General features: G+C 36.2%; 12 protein-coding genes. 8 read left to right on the top strand and 4 right to left on the bottom strand.

The features are described 5' to 3' along the window. Positions 1-66: 66 nt before the first annotated feature. The 3 genes from EV200_RS18575 to EV200_RS18565 all read left to right on the top strand — a co-directional run bounded on the left by EV200_RS18575 (position 67) and on the right by EV200_RS18565 (position 5,100). Positions 67-1,290, top strand: a complete 1,224-nt coding sequence (locus EV200_RS18575; protein ID WP_132535383.1) for a glycosyltransferase — start codon at positions 67-69, stop codon at positions 1,288-1,290. 179 nt (positions 1,291-1,469) lie between these two features. Next, on the top strand, positions 1,470-3,950 hold the full coding sequence (locus EV200_RS18570) for a TonB-dependent receptor (RefSeq protein WP_208864574.1): 2,481 nt from the start codon (positions 1,470-1,472) through the stop codon (positions 3,948-3,950). Between the two features lie 4 nt (positions 3,951-3,954). Then, positions 3,955-5,100 (top strand): PepSY-associated TM helix domain-containing protein, encoded by a 1,146-nt coding sequence (locus EV200_RS18565; RefSeq protein ID WP_165877974.1) that lies wholly within the window; start codon positions 3,955-3,957, stop codon positions 5,098-5,100. A 42-nt stretch (positions 5,101-5,142) separates the two neighbouring features. Here the strand turns inward: EV200_RS18565 and EV200_RS18560 are convergent, their stop codons facing one another. Next, positions 5,143-7,875 carry a TonB-dependent receptor gene (locus tag EV200_RS18560; RefSeq protein WP_132535379.1) on the bottom strand — a complete coding sequence of 911 codons (2,733 nt, stop codon included), beginning with the start codon at positions 7,873-7,875 and terminating at the stop codon, positions 5,143-5,145. Between the two features lie 259 nt (positions 7,876-8,134). Between EV200_RS18560 and dnaK the strand changes: the two genes are divergently transcribed. The 5 genes from dnaK (at position 8,135) to EV200_RS18535 (ending at position 14,070) form a co-directional block, all read left to right on the top strand. Beyond that, on the top strand, positions 8,135-9,991 hold the full coding sequence (gene dnaK / locus EV200_RS18555; RefSeq protein ID WP_132535377.1) for a molecular chaperone DnaK: 1,857 nt from the start codon (positions 8,135-8,137) through the stop codon (positions 9,989-9,991). 291 nt (positions 9,992-10,282) lie between these two features. Further along, positions 10,283-10,585 (top strand): hypothetical protein, encoded by a 303-nt coding sequence (locus EV200_RS18550; protein WP_132535375.1) that lies wholly within the window; start codon positions 10,283-10,285, stop codon positions 10,583-10,585. A gap of 228 nt (positions 10,586-10,813) precedes the next feature. Further along, the gene (locus tag EV200_RS18545; RefSeq protein WP_132535373.1) at positions 10,814-11,845 is read left to right on the top strand and encodes an Atu2307/SP_0267 family LLM class monooxygenase; all 1,032 of its coding nucleotides are present in this window, start codon (positions 10,814-10,816) and stop codon (positions 11,843-11,845) included. Between the two features lie 110 nt (positions 11,846-11,955). Then, positions 11,956-13,077 (top strand): suppressor of fused domain protein, encoded by a 1,122-nt coding sequence (locus tag EV200_RS18540; protein WP_132535371.1) that lies wholly within the window; start codon positions 11,956-11,958, stop codon positions 13,075-13,077. A gap of 36 nt (positions 13,078-13,113) precedes the next feature. Continuing rightward, positions 13,114-14,070 (top strand): zinc dependent phospholipase C family protein, encoded by a 957-nt coding sequence (locus EV200_RS18535; RefSeq protein WP_132535369.1) that lies wholly within the window; start codon positions 13,114-13,116, stop codon positions 14,068-14,070. 49 nt (positions 14,071-14,119) lie between these two features. On the opposite strand, the gene EV200_RS18530 is transcribed toward EV200_RS18535, so the two are convergent. The 3 genes from EV200_RS18530 to EV200_RS18520 all read right to left on the bottom strand — a co-directional run bounded on the left by EV200_RS18530 (position 14,120) and on the right by EV200_RS18520 (position 16,306). Beyond that, a complete protein-coding gene (locus tag EV200_RS18530) occupies positions 14,120-14,803 on the bottom strand; it encodes a DedA family protein (RefSeq protein WP_132535367.1) in 684 nt (227 codons plus the stop codon). Positions 14,804-14,871: 68 nt separating this feature from the next. Beyond that, complete coding sequence (locus EV200_RS18525; protein ID WP_132535365.1) at positions 14,872-15,525, bottom strand: DUF4397 domain-containing protein; 654 nt, start codon at positions 15,523-15,525, stop codon at positions 14,872-14,874. Between the two features lie 103 nt (positions 15,526-15,628). Then, positions 15,629-16,306, bottom strand: coding sequence for a DUF4397 domain-containing protein (locus EV200_RS18520; RefSeq protein WP_132535363.1), 678 nt, complete (start codon positions 16,304-16,306; stop codon positions 15,629-15,631). Between the last annotated feature and the right edge of the window lie 21 nt (positions 16,307-16,327).

Below are 16,327 nucleotides of genomic sequence, written 5' to 3'. Positions count from 1 at the left end.
AATCTGCGAAAATCACTTTTATCTGCCTGAGCCAAAAAAAAGCACTTATTTTGCAAGTATAAAAATATGAATGCAAAAAAGTTGTTGATTATTGGATTAGTCTGGCCAGAGCCCAATTCATCGGCAGCTGGAACGAGGATGGTCCAACTGGTTGATTTATTCTTAAGCAAAGGTTATCAAATTACTTTTGCATCGGCCGCTTCCAAAAGTGATTTTAGCTACGATTTCTCCCAAACAGAAGTTCAGGAACAGGAAATAAAACTAAATGATCAAAGCTTCAATTCGTTTTTAAAATCGCTCGATCCACAAATCGTGATTTTCGATAGGTTTATGGTTGAAGAACAATACGGATGGCGGGTACAGCAGGAATGCCCGGATGCACTTAGAATTTTAGACACTGAAGATTTACACTGCCTGCGAAGTGCCCGCCAGCAAAGCAATAAAAAGCAAACGGAAATTGATTTATTTTCTGACACTGCAAAACGTGAAATAGCTGCTATTTTACGTTGCGATATATCCCTGATCATCTCGGAAGTAGAAATTAAAATTTTGAAAGAAAAATTTAAAATTGATACTTCCCTTTTATATTACCTCCCTTTTTTAGAACAAGAAATTACAACAGAAACCATAGCTAAATGGGTTTCGTTTGAAGATCGCTCAGATTTTGTATTTATTGGAAACTTCCTGCATGAACCAAACTGGCACACCGTTCAGGTTTTAAAAACTAAGATTTGGCCGGCTTTAAGTAAAAAACTTCCAGGGGTAAATTTAAATATTTACGGTGCTTATGCCACGCAAAAAGTATTGCAACTGGAGAACAAAAAAGAAAAATTCCTAATCAAAGGTCGGGCAGAAAATGCAAAACAAACCATTGCAAAACATAAAATTTTACTCGCCCCTATTCAATTTGGCGCTGGCGTGAAAGGAAAATTTATTGATGCGATGCTTACTGGAACACCATCTTTAACCACCACTGTCGGTGCCGAGGCGATGAAAGGTAAGCTGGATTGGAGCGGCTTTATTGCAGATGAAGCGGATGTTTTTATTGAGAAGGCAATTACACTTTATCAAGATCAAACAGCATGGCTTAATGCACAACAAAATGGCATTGAAATCATTAATAGACGATATGCAGCTTTGCATTTCGCTGATGATTTTATAGCTAGGATTGAAAAATTAAACTTAACTGAACATCGAAAAACAAATTTTATCGGTCAGATTTTGAACCACCATACGGCCCAGAGTACCAAATACATGTCATTGTGGATTGAAGAAAAAAACAAAAAATAGTTCATTGTTGAAAACCACGCAATAAAATCATTTTGCAACCTGATCTCTCAACTTCACACCTGTCCCATCTATCCAATATCTAACTTCAAATTATTTTTATTCTGTTTGTAACATTTCGGAAATATATTTTAGATTTGCGCATTATTTAAAATTAGTCTAAATAAAACCAAACAAATTCGATGTATAATTTCTACAAAAAAATATCATTTCTGATCATTTTTATGGGCGTTTATGCCCTGGCTTCTGCTCAAGAACTGGTGACTATTAATGGTAAAGTAACTGATGAATCGGGAGATGTTATCCCAGGTGTTAATGTATATGCAGAGAATGGCAATAATAAAACGACTACCGATCATCAAGGAAATTTTAGTTTATCAGTACCAAAAACAACGTTAACAATTAAATTCAGCTATGTAGGCTATATCACAGCCAGCAGAAACATTAACCAGAACAAAGAGAAAATCACACTAAATATCAGCCTTTCTCCCACTAAATCAGATTTACAGCAAGTTGAGATTACCGGGCGAAAAGAGAAAACTTACAAAAATACGGCTACTTTCATCGGTAGCAAATCCGAAATCCTGTTGAAAGATTTGCCACAATCGGTATCATATGCAAGTAAGGAACTGATAGCAGACCAAGGTGCCGTACGCGTTGGTGAAGTAGTTAAAAACTTCAGCGGCGTTAACCAGTTTACTTTTTATGATGATATCACCATCCGTGGATTTAGAATAAATGGCGGCAGTAATACGCAGCTAATCAACGGCATGCGAACCAGCACTGGTTTCTGGAAACAGCCCTTAGCCAATTACCTGGAACGTGTAGAAGTTTTAAAAGGCCCATCATCAGCACTTTATGGCAATGCAAGTCCGGGAGGCGTAATTAACCGGGTAACTAAAAAACCTTTGGCAGAGACACGTAAATCGCTTAGCCTTTCTATGGGAAGTTACAACACTTTCCGTGCATTGGGTGATGTTACCGGCCCTGCAAATAAAGATAGTACATTACTTTACCGCTTAAATTTTGGTTATGAAGATGCCAACTCTTTCCGCGATATGCAATTCGATAAGAACCTGATCATTGCACCATCACTTACTTTTCTACCTTCAAAAAACACCAGTCTAAACTTTGATTTGGTATATAATGATTCGAAGAGCCGTTTAGATCGTGGTCAATCGGTATTTGGGAATGGGAACCTTTACTCTACTCCACAGTCGACATCTTTAAATACAGGAAATGACCACTTAAATGAAAAAACTTATAATGTTTCACTTTCTTTGAATCACCGCTTCAGTGAAAACCTGAACTTTACGGCTTCTTACATGAAAACTGGATACAGTGAAGATTTATACGAACATAGAAGTGCCAATACCTATGCTTTAGATGCCACCGGAAAATCTGTTGACAATCTAATTGCCATGCAAATCTTTAACCGCATCCGTAAAAGGTATATTGATAACTTTTCTGGCTTTATTAATTATAAACTCAAAACTGGAAAAATTGAACAAACCATTGTAGCCGGATATGATTATGCAAGTGAAAAACTTCCGGTGGGTGCCTCACAACTTACGGCTACTAACTATCGCAATGCAGCAAATACTGGTTCCATCAGCTTTGTAAAATCAGAGTACGATAAAGATCCAACCAATTATATTAAAAAGTTCCTTGTAGTAAATAATTTGCTGGTACCCAATGTACCATCATTCAACCTGAACGATGTTATGGCATCACAACGCATGCAGGATGATAGCAAAAACTTTTTTACTCAGGCCGCATATGATCCAACCTATTATTTCTTAAATGCTGGTTATGTTCAGGATAATATCAAATTTGGAAAATTACAAGCCTTACTGGGTTTGCGCTACGAATATTATACTGATTATTCTAATTACCTTAAGCCTACGCAAGCTACCGCAAACTCCAAAGCTTTATTGCCTAGATTTGGCCTGGTTTATTCTGCTATCACAAACATCAATCTCTACGGAACCTACGTAATGGGTTATACACCGCAAACGGCTTCAGCTATTTCTAATCCTAATGCCGGCGGACCATTTGATCCATTAAAAAGTAACATGATAGAATTTGGCGCTAAAACCAGCTGGCTTGATGAACGCCTGACTGCATCAGCAGCCATCTACCAAATTAAACAAAAGAATGTACTTTATAACGCAAATGTAGTGGGGCAGCCTGATCTTTTACGCTCAGTTGGTGAGGAACGCTCACGAGGTATTGAGTTTGATATTATTGGTCGCATTATCCCTCAATTAAGCATTCTGGCCTCCTATTCCTATAACGAAGCGTCTATTACAGATAGTCCAATAGCATCAGAGATTGGCAGACAAAAACCTAATGCGCCACACCATACCGCAAATATCTGGGCAAAATATAGCATCACAAGTGGCATATTAAAAGGTCTCGGTATTGGTGGCGGTTCAAACTATGTAGACTCCAGAATCCTATCGATAGATGCAACCCAAACCATTCCAAGCTATACCTTATTTAATGCTGCATTCTATTATAATGTGGGTAAGGTACAAGTGCAGTTTAACATGAATAACATTACCAATAAAGTGCACTGGGTTGGTGGATATGATTACTTAAGGCTTTTCCCGGGTACGCCATCCAATTATTTATTCACATTGGGTTATACTTTCAATTAGAATTTTGAAAATATTAAAAAAGACTGCCGCTTTAATACACTTGTGGCTTGGCCTGATTAGTGGTGTGATCATTACTATTGTGGCCATCACTGGCTGTGTATATGTTTTCGAAGAGGAGTTATTTAATTTTTTTAATCAGGATATAGTTTATACAAAAGCAATGGGCAAACCCTTGCCTTTGTATATTTTAGAGGAAAAGGCTCAAAAAGCACTTCCTGTTAATGAGAAATTTAATCGTGTAGAAGTTAAATCAGATCAATACGCTTATGTTTTTTCAGCCTCAAAAGCGAATAAAAAGGCTAAATCCATTTTTTATCTTGATCAGGTAGCCTACAGTAAAGATGTATATATCGATCAGTTTAGTGGTAAAGTTCTCGGTGTCATCAACCTTAAATATGAATTTTTCAGTATATTAAGACTCATTCATCAATATCTGCTATTTAAAAAGCCCATTGGCAGTTTAATCGTAGGCTCTTCTGTCCTGATGTTTTTCGTCATTATTATCACTGGATTTATCATCTGGCTTCCTAAAAAGTTAAAAAACATCAGGCAACGCTTAACAGTTAAGTGGAACGCAAAGTTTAAACGACTTAACTGGGATTTGCACAGTACGTTCGGTTTTTACGTAACTCCCTTTGCCCTGGTGATCGTAATTACAGGACTGGTGTGGTCATTTAAATGGTGGGAATTAGGAATTTACAAATCACTGGGAACAGCTAAAAAGCCAAATCTTTTAAGAGAATATGTATCATCTCCTGCTGAACATAAAACCAAATTAGCCAGTAATCTAGCCTTAAATACCCTGATCAAATTAAATAAAGGAAATTACAAAACGATCTTGCTGAATTATCCCGAAGATGAAAAAGCAAACATGATGGCTACCGTTCAGATGATTAGATCTGAAGATGCCTGGCGGGGATTAAGTTATTTCTACTTTAATCCAAACACTGGTATACTTACGGGTGAAATGTTACATCAAAACAAGCCATTGGGATTAAAATGGCGCAATTCAAATCTCGACATTCATGATGGGGGTTTATTCGGTTGGCCCACTAAAATACTGGCATTTCTGGCAGCATTAATTATTGCAACCTTGCCCACTACCGGATTTTTGATCTGGTGGGGGAAAAAGAAAAAAAGAGGCTTCTGATCTAATCAAAAGCCTCTTCGCATTTATATTTTTGTCTTTTTTTTAAAAGTTAAAAGCGAGTTTAGTAAATAGCCTGCGTCCATTAAAGCCCATTTGAACAGCATCCCACGCACCACCTGTCTCACCATCATAAGCCGACAATTTAGCACCTTGAACATAGCCATAATCTGGGTGAACATTAAATACATTATCTACACCAAAAAATACGGTCATCCTTTTTGATACTTTATAAGAACCATAAAGATCGGTAACCATTTTACCTGAATAATTAAACTGCTCCAATACGGTTGTTGCCGGATCATTATCTAGTGCAACCAATGGCGGGTAAGTATTTTCGTAACCATAACCCAAAATCGAAATTTTACCATAGTATAAAAAGTGCGTTCCAACCATCCAATTGCCAAAACCATAATCTAAGTTTAAGCCCAATTTAACAGGAGGCGCAGATGCTTTAATGTAAGCTTGTTCCCGATCACTAAAAAATGCCTGCTGATTTTCATAAGAACCATTTAACGCATTTGGAATATTAATTTTATCAATGTTTAAGTGATTTAAGTTTCCGGTAAATAAAACTTTAATACTTTGATGATCAAATCTTTTGGTATAATCTACAACCAAATCCAAACCATAATTCGTAGTATTAACAGCATTCGCAAAAAACTGCGCTTGCGCTACATTAAGTTGATTTAATATCGGCTTTAAAGCTGGAATGCTCTCATCAAACTGGCCTGATAATACCACCCTATCTTTAATATTGATACGGTAACCATCTAAAGTCACATTGATCTCCGGTACAGGTTTCCATGAAAATCCTAAACTTGCATTAACAGATTTCTCCTGTTTTAAATCAGGAATTCCGGCCGCTTTGGTAATTGGACTATAGTTTGGCGCAATTTTAACTTCAAAAACATTACCACCCTGTACATTTGTAAAGGTATTGCTAAAATTAATTTGCTGTAGCGATGGTGCCCGGAAACCAGTACTCACAGATCCTCTGATATTAAAATTGTTGGTCAACTTGTAACGGGTGGCAAATTTGTAATTACTCGTGAAGCCAAAATCACTGTAATTTTCAGCCCTCACGGCAACACCAATTAGCCATTTATCGGTAGCATCTAATTCTGCATCAACATAAGCGGCAACATTAGATCGGCTGGCGTCTACTTCATCAGCTGGCTGATAACCTGGAAAACCCTGTGCACCTGTTGCTTTATTGGGATTATAGTTAGAATACGAAGCTTCTTCCCCCGCATAAATTTGATAATTTTCATATCGATGCTCCAGGCCAAATGCTAAATTTAACCCCGATGCGACGTCTGGTATCGCTTTGCTTAAATTAAAGTTAACTGTGTTTTGCAAAAATGAGAAACCTCCATCATCAAAATGTGTTTGATCAGGGCCCAAAGACGCATTGAAAGTTTGATCACCATAAAAATGAAAGTTATTGCGTCCCAATGTATTACTTAAATCCCAATTCCAGTCTTGCCCCCAAACACCCTTTACTCCTGCTGCAAAAGATAAATCCTGAATTTTAGTCTGTATGATCGGATCAAAATAAGTTTCTCCATCTATTGTGGTTTGTAAAATTGGATTTACGGTAACTCCATCAGGAAAACGCTCAGGTCTGTCTGATAAATTTCTAGTATAAGCATAGGCATCGGAAGCCTTTATATTACCACTACCAAAAGAATAAATAACAGTTTTGGTATGCGCAATGGGCAATTCCATATTATACATCAAACCTCCCGAAGTTACCGACCCATCTCCCGTTGATCTTCTTACCGTATTAATGGGCAAGCCATCTTTCGTACTTAAATCTGTATTCAGGTTTTGCCTGAATGTTTTACCGTTGGCGAAAAAATTTCCCGAAAAATTAATGAAACCATTATTTTTCCCGAGCGCTACGCCATAATTAGTACCTAATGAAAATGCATTGCCATCTATTGCGCCACCATGGCGATACTGACCAAGTTCTTTAGCATAATAAGTATTATTTCTTGGATCATAATAACCTGAGTAACCGGTGTTGACAGTTAAAACTCCAACATCTTTTTTTAATATCAGGTTGATTACACCTGCAATTGCATCCGATCCGTATTGAGCTGAAGCCCCATCTCTTAAAATTTCCACACGATCTATTGATGATTCTGGGATGGCATTTAAATCCGTTCCTGAATTTCCCCTGCCTCGAGTTCCAAATACGGCAACAAATGCCGTTTGGTGACGGCGTTTACCATTTACCAAAACCAAAGTCTGATCCGGTCCTAAACCCCTAAGCGTTGCTAAATCTATTTGATCGGCACCATCTGACCCACTTTGTTTGTTAAAATTAAAAGATGGAGAAGCAGAATTCAAAATAGATGTTAAATCCATTTTAGCTGTAGGCATGTTAACCTGGTTAATTTTAATGACATCAACCGGAACTGGTGTTAACATAGAAGAGCGACCTTTTCCACGTGTTCCAACCACTACAAAATCACCCAAGTTTTGAGAACCTTCAGTCAGTGTAATTGACGAAGCCATTGCCGCAGCAACTTCTTTGGTTTCATAACCAATTGCACTAATCACTAATGCGGCCTCATTGGAAACGGAAATCTGAAAGTCTCCATTCTGATCTGTAATTGTACCTTTGCCAGTTCCTTTTTCTTTAACAGAAGCGGCAATAATTCCTTCTCCTTTTGAAGTTACAACTTTTCCTTTAATTATATTTTGCGAAAAAGCAGTAATTGGGAGCATAAAAGCCCACATTAAAACATAAAGTAATTGTTTTTTCATATTTATTTTGTTAGATACAAGCAATATAAATTAAAAAAATATTTATTTGAATGAAAAAACAATTAATAAAATGAAAAAAATTAGTCAAAAAGACAAACACTTAACAATTAAATTAGTAATCGTATACTTAAATTAACAGTTTACAGGTATTTTTGCATATTCATCATCGAAAAACATTTAATAAAATTGCTAAAGCAGATGTATTCTTGCTAACAAATGAATGACATAACCTTTACTTAAAAAGCATATTTTTGTTGCTATGGCAAAAATATCAATCAACCTTGCTACAGGTTCGTTTCAAAAGGAAGAAATCATAGTCGGAATCGATTTAGGCACCACTAATAGTTTGGTGGCTTTCATCAATCCAGATAAAAATCCACAGGTTATAAACGACGCTGGGAAAGGACTATTGGTACCATCTGTGGTTTATTTCAACAGCCAGAATGAGGCTATTGTGGGTAATGAAGCGAAAGAATATTTAACTACCGATCCAGCCAACACTATATTTTCAGTTAAAAGATTATTAGGTCGTTCTTATAAAGATGTTGCCGAACATGCTGCTATTTTCTCCTATAAAATTATTGATGATGATAGCGATGCTTTGGTGAAAATTCATGCAGGTGATCGTTTTTATACCCCAATCGAACTATCTGCCGAAATCTTAAAAGAGCTTAAAGCCAGAGCAGAACATGCTTTAAAAACACCTGTTAACCGGGCTGTGATTACTGTTCCTGCATACTTTAACGATAGTCAGCGCCAAGCCACCCGCGATGCAGGAAAACTTGCTGGTCTGGATGTAATGCGCATTGTAAATGAACCCACTGCAGCAAGTTTGGCTTACGGTATTGGCTTAGATCCATCTCAACAAAAAACTATAGCGGTTTACGATTTAGGTGGAGGAACTTTTGATGTTTCTATTCTGCAGATTCAGAATGGAATTTTTGAGGTTTTAGCCACCAATGGAAACACTTATTTAGGTGGAGATGATTTTGACAATGCTATTTTAAACCACTGGATAGAGAAAAATAATTTAGATATTAAGGTGTTAGCAGAAGATAATATTCTGATGCAAACCTTGCGTTTACAAGCCGAAGCAGCGAAAAAAGCATTGTCTGCTCAAAATTTATACAATGAAAAAGTTGGCGAAATCTGGTGTACATTGGATAAGCAGACTTTTGAACAATTAATTGCGGCAAAGGTAGAAGAAACCATAACCGCTTGTAAAAACGCTTTAAAAGATGCAGAACTTACAGCTGATGACATTGATGAGGTGATTTTGGTTGGTGGTTCTACCCGTACTCCTTTCGTGAAACAACAAGTAGAAAATTTCTTTGGTAAAACTCCGCAAGACAATATCAATCCAGATGAGGTAGTGGCATTAGGTGCAGCCATTCAGGCCGATGTTCTTGCCGGAAACCGTTCTGATATTCTTTTACTTGATGTAACTCCTCTTTCTTTAGGAATCGAAACTATGGGAGGATTAATGGATGTGATTATTGCCCGCAACAGTAAGGTTCCAACTAAAGCAGGTCGCCAGTATACTACATCTATTGATGGGCAGGTAAATATGAAAATCTCCGTTTATCAGGGCGAACGCGATCTGGTAAAAGAAAACCGTAAATTGGCTGAATTTGATTTAAAAGGCATTCCGGCTATGCCTGCAGGATTACCTAAAGTTGATATTAACTTTCTATTGAACGCAGATGGGATATTAACTGTTCAGGCGATTGAATTACGTTCTGGCGTAAAACAGGAAATCGAGATCACACCAAGTTATGGCTTAAGTGATGACACTGTAGAGAAAATGCTGATAGATAGCATCACCCATGCCAAAAGCGACGTGGAACAGCGTATGCTTATTGAGGCTCGTAGTGAAGGCGAACAACTATTATATACCGCAGAACGTTTTATTGAAAAACATGCCGAACATTTAACAGCTGAAGAAATCTCAGAAACTAAAGTTCATATCGAAGCCCTAAAAACTGCTTTAGCGAGTGCAGAAAAAGATACCATCCTTAAAAAAGCTGATGACTTAAATGAATTTACCCGTCCATTTGCAGAGCGTGTGATGGATGCAGCGATTTCGACAGCGATGAAGGGAAAGAAGATTGAGTAAGACTGGGATCAGAAGTTTTAAGGTGGATTAAATTAATTTACAACGATTGGTAGTAATTTTATAAAGTTTTTTTCGTAAATTTTATAAATACAAACGCAGTATTTATAAATTATCTGATTAAGAAGATATATCAATTTCAATGTAACTTCTAAATAAATGATTACTTCTATTAAAGTAAAGGACAATAGCAATATTGTCCCACTTTTGTTTGCATTTGGAGCATTTCCAATATTTTTTGTGATAATAACTTTCGCATTTAACTTAACATATTTTATTTCGTCAATTATATCGATGTCATTACTCATCATATCTTTGATATTTATTTTCAGGAACCTATTATCAAAGCAAAATGAGTATGCAATTACAGCGAATCAAAGTGAAATTACTTTCATTAAGCTAGGCACTTTCAAATGGGAGGAAATTAACAAAATTACATCAATAGATGAAAACAGTTTATTTAGTAGAAATCCTCAATATTATATAGTAGTTGTTTTAAAAAATGGAAAAAAACTAACGATTAATGTAACAAGTTTTGATTATCAGGCAGAAGAACTATCAACAATTTTAAAGACATTAGGTAAATTAAATGCTTAAAATTTGTAATTATATCTCATCAATTAGATCATTTAGTTGTTGATTGAAATGATAATAAGTTACACAATTTTTGAATTCCTATAATACCAGTCAACATATTTTTATATCTAAAACACTTTAGTGTAAATCCTTAGGGGTATATGTAGCATAAAGAATATATTTTCTTACCATAAATCAAAAATAGCTAAACCTAAAGCCTTTAAATTTGTTGCATAAATTTTAGAAATTATGGAATTAGGTATCGGCATGTTCGGTGATTTGCAAATTAATGCAAAAGGAGAAGTTCAACCCGCACAACAAAGGCTTCAGGAAATTATAGAAGAAATTAAATTGATGGACCAGGTTGGTCTTGATTTTTATGGTATTGGTGAGCACCATCGCCCTGATTATGCGGTTTCTAGTCCGGAGATTATTTTAGCTGCAGTAGCTACAGTCACTAAAAATATCAAATTAAGCAGTGCAGTTTCTGTTTTAAGTTCTTCAGATCCTGTTAAATTATACCAGAATTTTGCAACTATAGATTTAATTTCAAACGGCAGGGCTGAGCTTATGGCAGGTCGTGGAAGTTTTATAGAGTCATTCCCTTTGTTTGGTTACGATCTTCAGGATTACGATGAACTTTACGAAGAAAAACTCGAATTACTCTTAAAGATTAACAGCACTCCAAAAATTAATTGGAATGGAAAATTCAGAGCAGGATTGGTTAATCAGGAGATCCTTCCCAGGGCAGTAAATGATCATCTTAAAATCTGGGTTGCTGTTGGTGGAACGCCACAATCTGTAGAACGCGCCGGTAGATTAGGCTTACCTGTAATGTTTGCAATCATTGGTGGTCAACCAAATCAATTTAAGCCACTTTTTGATTACTATAAAAAGGTTTATCAAGCTTATGGTCATGACATGGCTAAGTTCGAAGTTGGCGTACACATGCATTCCTTATTTGGAGAAAATAGCCAGGAAATATCAGATTATTATTACCCATTATATTCAGCTCAAATGAACAGGATTGGAAAAACCCGTGGCTGGGCCCCATTCCAAAGAAATCAGTTTGAAGCTGGCAGGAGCCCTGATGGCGCTTTAATTATTGGTGATGTAAATGAATCCGTTGATAAAATTTTAGCCATGGAAGAAACATTTGGCTTAACCCGTTTTTCAGCACATATGGATGTTGGTGGCCCATCTCATGCAGCCATGATGAAATCAATAGAAATCTTTGGTAATCAAATTGCACCTGCTGTTAGAAAAGCCTTACAGAAATAAATCAGAACAGTTGATGCATATCGTGAAAAGATTTAGCTTTAACCTTAATCGCTTTGATTATTGTGCTTTTAAACTGGTTTATTTGAAATGTTAAAAATTAAGATGATCAAATGAGTTTTTTAAAAAAAATATTCGGCTCTGATTCTCCAAAAAGAGAAGAGCCAGAAGTACTTTTAGAATTGAGAAGTCCGAATTGTCCGATTACTGCTATTGTGGAGCAGGATAATCAGGTTGCTTATTTTTATTTGTGGGGCGATGAAGATTCCGATTTCGGGGTTAAAGCGTGCTGGATCAGAAATCTGGATAAAGCTCCTATAGATGCAGATTTAAAACAAATGGAGGAAGGCGTTCCACCAATGTTAAGCAAAGCATACTGCAAGTTTCCGGAAGGACAAATGCCTTTAAAGATAGACGATTTAGAAATTGTTTGGTTTGAAGAAGGAGACGCCGCAGCTTTACTAGAAAAGGGAGAAGTTATAGCCATCATTCCATCATGGGCAGGTATTAATGGTTTTTCGGGTTATGCCAGAGATTGTGTTGGAGAAGGAGAGTATTGCTGGGAACTTCAATCTTCTAATATTTTGTTAGAAAGAATTGCAAAGGCAAAAGAATACTGGCAATTGTGGGATCAGGAAATTAATCCGTTTCAAATTATTCAACCTCAATTGCTTCAACAGTATGAAAATAATTTAGGCAATAGCGATCAATATTTTGCTATAGATGGCAATGAATGGCCACCACGAGGCTTATTCTTGAAGAAAGGGGAAGTTAAGGATGTATTTGTAACCGTGGGCCTTTCACTACTACCTATGCCGGGTGTAGAAATGTATAGTGAACATCCTAACGAGATTAACAGAATCGAATTGGGCCTACTCCTAAATTCGGGTTTGTCTCAGGAAGAACTTAACCTTATTGGAAGTTGGATTAGCGGCCAGGCGAGCATTCCATGGAAAAGAATCTCCTGGTTTGGGAATGGACATACCATTACATTCAATATTCTTAGCAATACCAAAATGACATCGGTAGTACTGGTAAAGCATTTAAATAGTTTACCGGATATAGAACTTGAAGATTATCGAGATAGTCAAGTAAATATCTTATGGATGATCCCCATTACTGAAAATGAACGAAATTATGTTATGGATAATGGATTTGAACTCTTTAACGAAAAATTAAATAAGATAGGGTCAGAAATTTTCAATATCCATCGAAATGAAATTGATTTAAGTTAAGAATAAATGATTAACGATATTTTTTTATATTAGGTTATGAAAAGATTAACGATAATACTGGCGTTAATCATCCCTTTTTTTCTATGTACATCCTGGGGCTTCTTTGCACACCAAAGAATCAATAACCTTGCAGTTTTCACTTTGCCTTCGGGCATGATTGGTTTTTATAAAAAGAATATCAAATATATAACCGAGCATGCCGTAGATCCTGATAAGCGAAGGTATGCCGATACACTGGAAGCGCCAAGGCACTATCTTGATGTAGAAAACTATGAGCCTTGCGTAGATAGCATTCCAGAAAAATGGAACGACGCATTGGCTAAATACGGATCAAAGACATTACATGCAAATGGGATTCTTCCCTGGCAGATTCAGCGAACCTATTATAGCTTAATTAAAGCTTTTAAAACCAGAGATTCAATCAAAATCCTTAAATACTCTGCAGACTTGGGTCACTACATCGGTGATGCCCATGTACCTTTGCATACCACTTCCAATCATAATGGACAACTCACTCATCAGGTTGGAATCCATGCCTTTTGGGAAAGCCGCTTGCCTGAATTATTTTCGACTAACTATAATTTCATTGTAGGTAAAGCCAGCTATATTGAAAATCCATTGAAAGAAGCCTGGAAGATAATCAAGCATACACACAGTTTGGTAGATACTGTTTTAACATTTGAGGCAAAACTTAACGCTTCATTTCCTTCAGATAAAAAGTACAGTTTTTCTGAGCGGAACAATGTAGTTTTAAAACAGTATTCTAGTCTATATTCAAAAACCTATCATGATCAAATGAACCATATGGTAGAAAAACAGATGCGTTCGGCCATATTGGAAATCGGAAACTTTTGGTTTTCTGCGTGGGTGGATGCTGGCCAGCCTGAGTTAAAGAATCTGATTAAGATTGAACTTGAACCAGAAATAAAAAAAGAGGAATCAGATGCAGAAAGGAAATATCAGCAAGGTGTAATTATTGGGAGAGAGATTTAATATTAAACAGAAGCGGCGAAAATAACTATCGCCGCTTCTGTTTTTTAATTTATTTTTTATCGTCTCCTTCGATAATCTCTTCAATTTTCTTTGGCTCAAGCCTACTTTTAACAGCAGCCCATATTGCCGGAACGAAGGTTACTACTGCAATAAACACAATAACCAGTTCAAAATTATTTTTAATGATTGGAATTTGTCCCAACACATAGCCGCCCAAAAGTAAGGCTACAATCCATGCTACACCACCAATGATGTTAAAATAGGTAAACCGGCCAAATGGCATTTTAGCAATCCCAGCTACGAAGGGTGCAATGGTTCTGAAAATGGGTAAAAAGCGACTAAAAATAATGGCCTTACCACCATGTTTTTCAAAAAACTCATGAGATTGTTCGTAATACTTTAATTTAAGGATTTTATTCTTTTCCTTAAAGACTCCAGCTCCTAATACACTTCCAAGTTTAAAGTTTACTGTATTTCCTAAAATTGCAGCAACAATTAATATCAACAGCATCAACCAAATGTTTAGTCCTGTTTCATGTTCTCCCGCAATTAAGGCACCCATTGCAAAAAGCAAGGAATCGCCGGGTAGAAATGGTAAAACGACTAAACCTGTTTCCGCAAAAATAATCAGAAATAAAATTAAGTAAGTCCAGGTTTGATAATCGTTAACGATTTGTGCTAAGTGAACGTCAATATGAAGTATGAAATCCAGAAGTTGATGTAGTAAGTCCAATATATCTAATTTTGGGCAAAAGTATGAATATGAAAATGATTAATGAGCGATAACTGAATTTAAATTTATTAGTTGCCTGTAACTAAACGCGTTTGTAAATCACCTACCTTCGAACCATCGATTAATACGGTATAAACTTTTCCATTTAATAACGTAGGCGAATCTAGTACTGCGACAACAGGCTTAGGGTTTGTAGGGGTTATACTCGTGATAGTGAAAGAAATCTTGGTTGATTTATTTAATTTAATTTTGCGGGTAAATTTTTCACCATAAGCCATATTAAATGGCGAAAAAGCTTTACCGGTATCTGTTACCAAAACTGGCGAACCCAGTGTATAACCTAGATTTAAAAATATCAGTTTTGTACTATCGGTACCTATTTTAACATCATCTTCCATAAACAGCAGGCTTGATGGCGCTGAAGCAGATGCTTTAGTAAGAAATACTGAATAATTTTTACCAATAACTAAACGCTGATTATCAAGACTAGCAAGATCAGATGTCGAAGTTAAAATTCTTGAGCTAATTTTATAAGACGAATCTCCCGGTTCTACAATATAACTGCTGTTGGTTCCATAAGTGGTGGAAGACCCCAATTGCCTGCCATTAAGGAAAAAATTCTGAGTAGTATCTAATACAGAAGCTTGAAATATCCTGATTTTTGCATCACCTTTAATAAAATTATCATTTTTTATGCAAGCGCTGATGCAAATTGTCGCCATAGATAAAAGAAACAATTTAGGAAATAGAAACAATTTATTCTTCATAAATAAGTATAACTCAATTAAAACGTAAAGATAACAGAAAGCATATTAAAACTGATAATTAATTATCTGCTATGACATGCGCCTGTAAAGTTCCACTTGTATTGCCACTGAACCAAATGGTATAAATTTTACCTGCCTGAAAGTTAGAATTGTCTATGGTTTTAGTGATTCCAGATCCCAATACATTATATCTGAGGTTTAAATCAGCGTCTACAGAAAAATAACTTGAAGCCTCTTTATACTGTAATCCATTTACGAAAAGTGTTCCGGCTTGCACACTCACATTAATGCCTGTTGTAAAATATGGCGTTAAGTTGATGAATTTAATTTTGGCTTTGCCAGACTCTGTATTACTTAAGTTATCTTCATAAGATAAGATTTCCCTGGCTCCCGAACGGTCGCTGATTAAAAAGGTCGTGTAGGTAATCGATGGCGTATATTTCATTGAAGCGTTTGTTTCAACCTGATCATTGCCTATAAATTTGATATCCCTGTTTCCGGAAACCAGCTTCAAATAATCTGTCGATTCTGAAAAAGCAAGTGCTGCATTTGAAAGCTTTTCATCATCAATAAAGATATCCTGAACAGCATCTGCCTGAATTGCATTCACTAACTTCACTTTTGATTCACCTTTAACCTCAACATTTGGATCTGTTTTTTTACAAGAATAAAAAGAAGTAAAGATTACAGATGCCAGAAGAATAAAGGAGAGGGAGAAAATAGAATGGCTTTTCATATCGGCTAGTTTGGGTATAAA

This window comes from Pedobacter psychrotolerans (genome assembly GCF_004340665.1).
Taxonomy (GTDB): Bacteria; Bacteroidota; Bacteroidia; order Sphingobacteriales; family Sphingobacteriaceae; genus Pedobacter; species Pedobacter psychrotolerans.
This window is presented reverse-complemented; position numbering and strand designations above follow the sequence as displayed.

What these genes read in the sequence shown, in the direction of transcription:
- EV200_RS18550 (WP_132535375.1), top strand. Translation starts at nt 10,283, where the DNA reads ATGTCATTACTCATCATATCTTTGATATTTATTTTCAGGAACCTATTA.
- EV200_RS18545 (WP_132535373.1), top strand. Translation starts at nt 10,814, where the DNA reads ATGGAATTAGGTATCGGCATGTTCGGTGATTTGCAAATTAATGCAAAA.
- EV200_RS18525 (WP_132535365.1), bottom strand. Translation starts at nt 15,525, where the DNA reads ATGGCGACAATTTGCATCAGCGCTTGCATAAAAAATGATAATTTTATT.
- EV200_RS18540 (WP_132535371.1), top strand. Translation starts at nt 11,956, where the DNA reads ATGAGTTTTTTAAAAAAAATATTCGGCTCTGATTCTCCAAAAAGAGAA.
- dnaK (WP_132535377.1), top strand. Translation starts at nt 8,135, where the DNA reads ATGGCAAAAATATCAATCAACCTTGCTACAGGTTCGTTTCAAAAGGAA.
- EV200_RS18575 (WP_132535383.1), top strand. Translation starts at nt 67, where the DNA reads ATGAATGCAAAAAAGTTGTTGATTATTGGATTAGTCTGGCCAGAGCCC.
- EV200_RS18560 (WP_132535379.1), bottom strand. Translation starts at nt 7,875, where the DNA reads ATGAAAAAACAATTACTTTATGTTTTAATGTGGGCTTTTATGCTCCCA.
- EV200_RS18520 (WP_132535363.1), bottom strand. Translation starts at nt 16,306, where the DNA reads ATGAAAAGCCATTCTATTTTCTCCCTCTCCTTTATTCTTCTGGCATCT.
- EV200_RS18535 (WP_132535369.1), top strand. Translation starts at nt 13,114, where the DNA reads ATGAAAAGATTAACGATAATACTGGCGTTAATCATCCCTTTTTTTCTA.
- EV200_RS18570 (WP_208864574.1), top strand. Translation starts at nt 1,470, where the DNA reads ATGTATAATTTCTACAAAAAAATATCATTTCTGATCATTTTTATGGGC.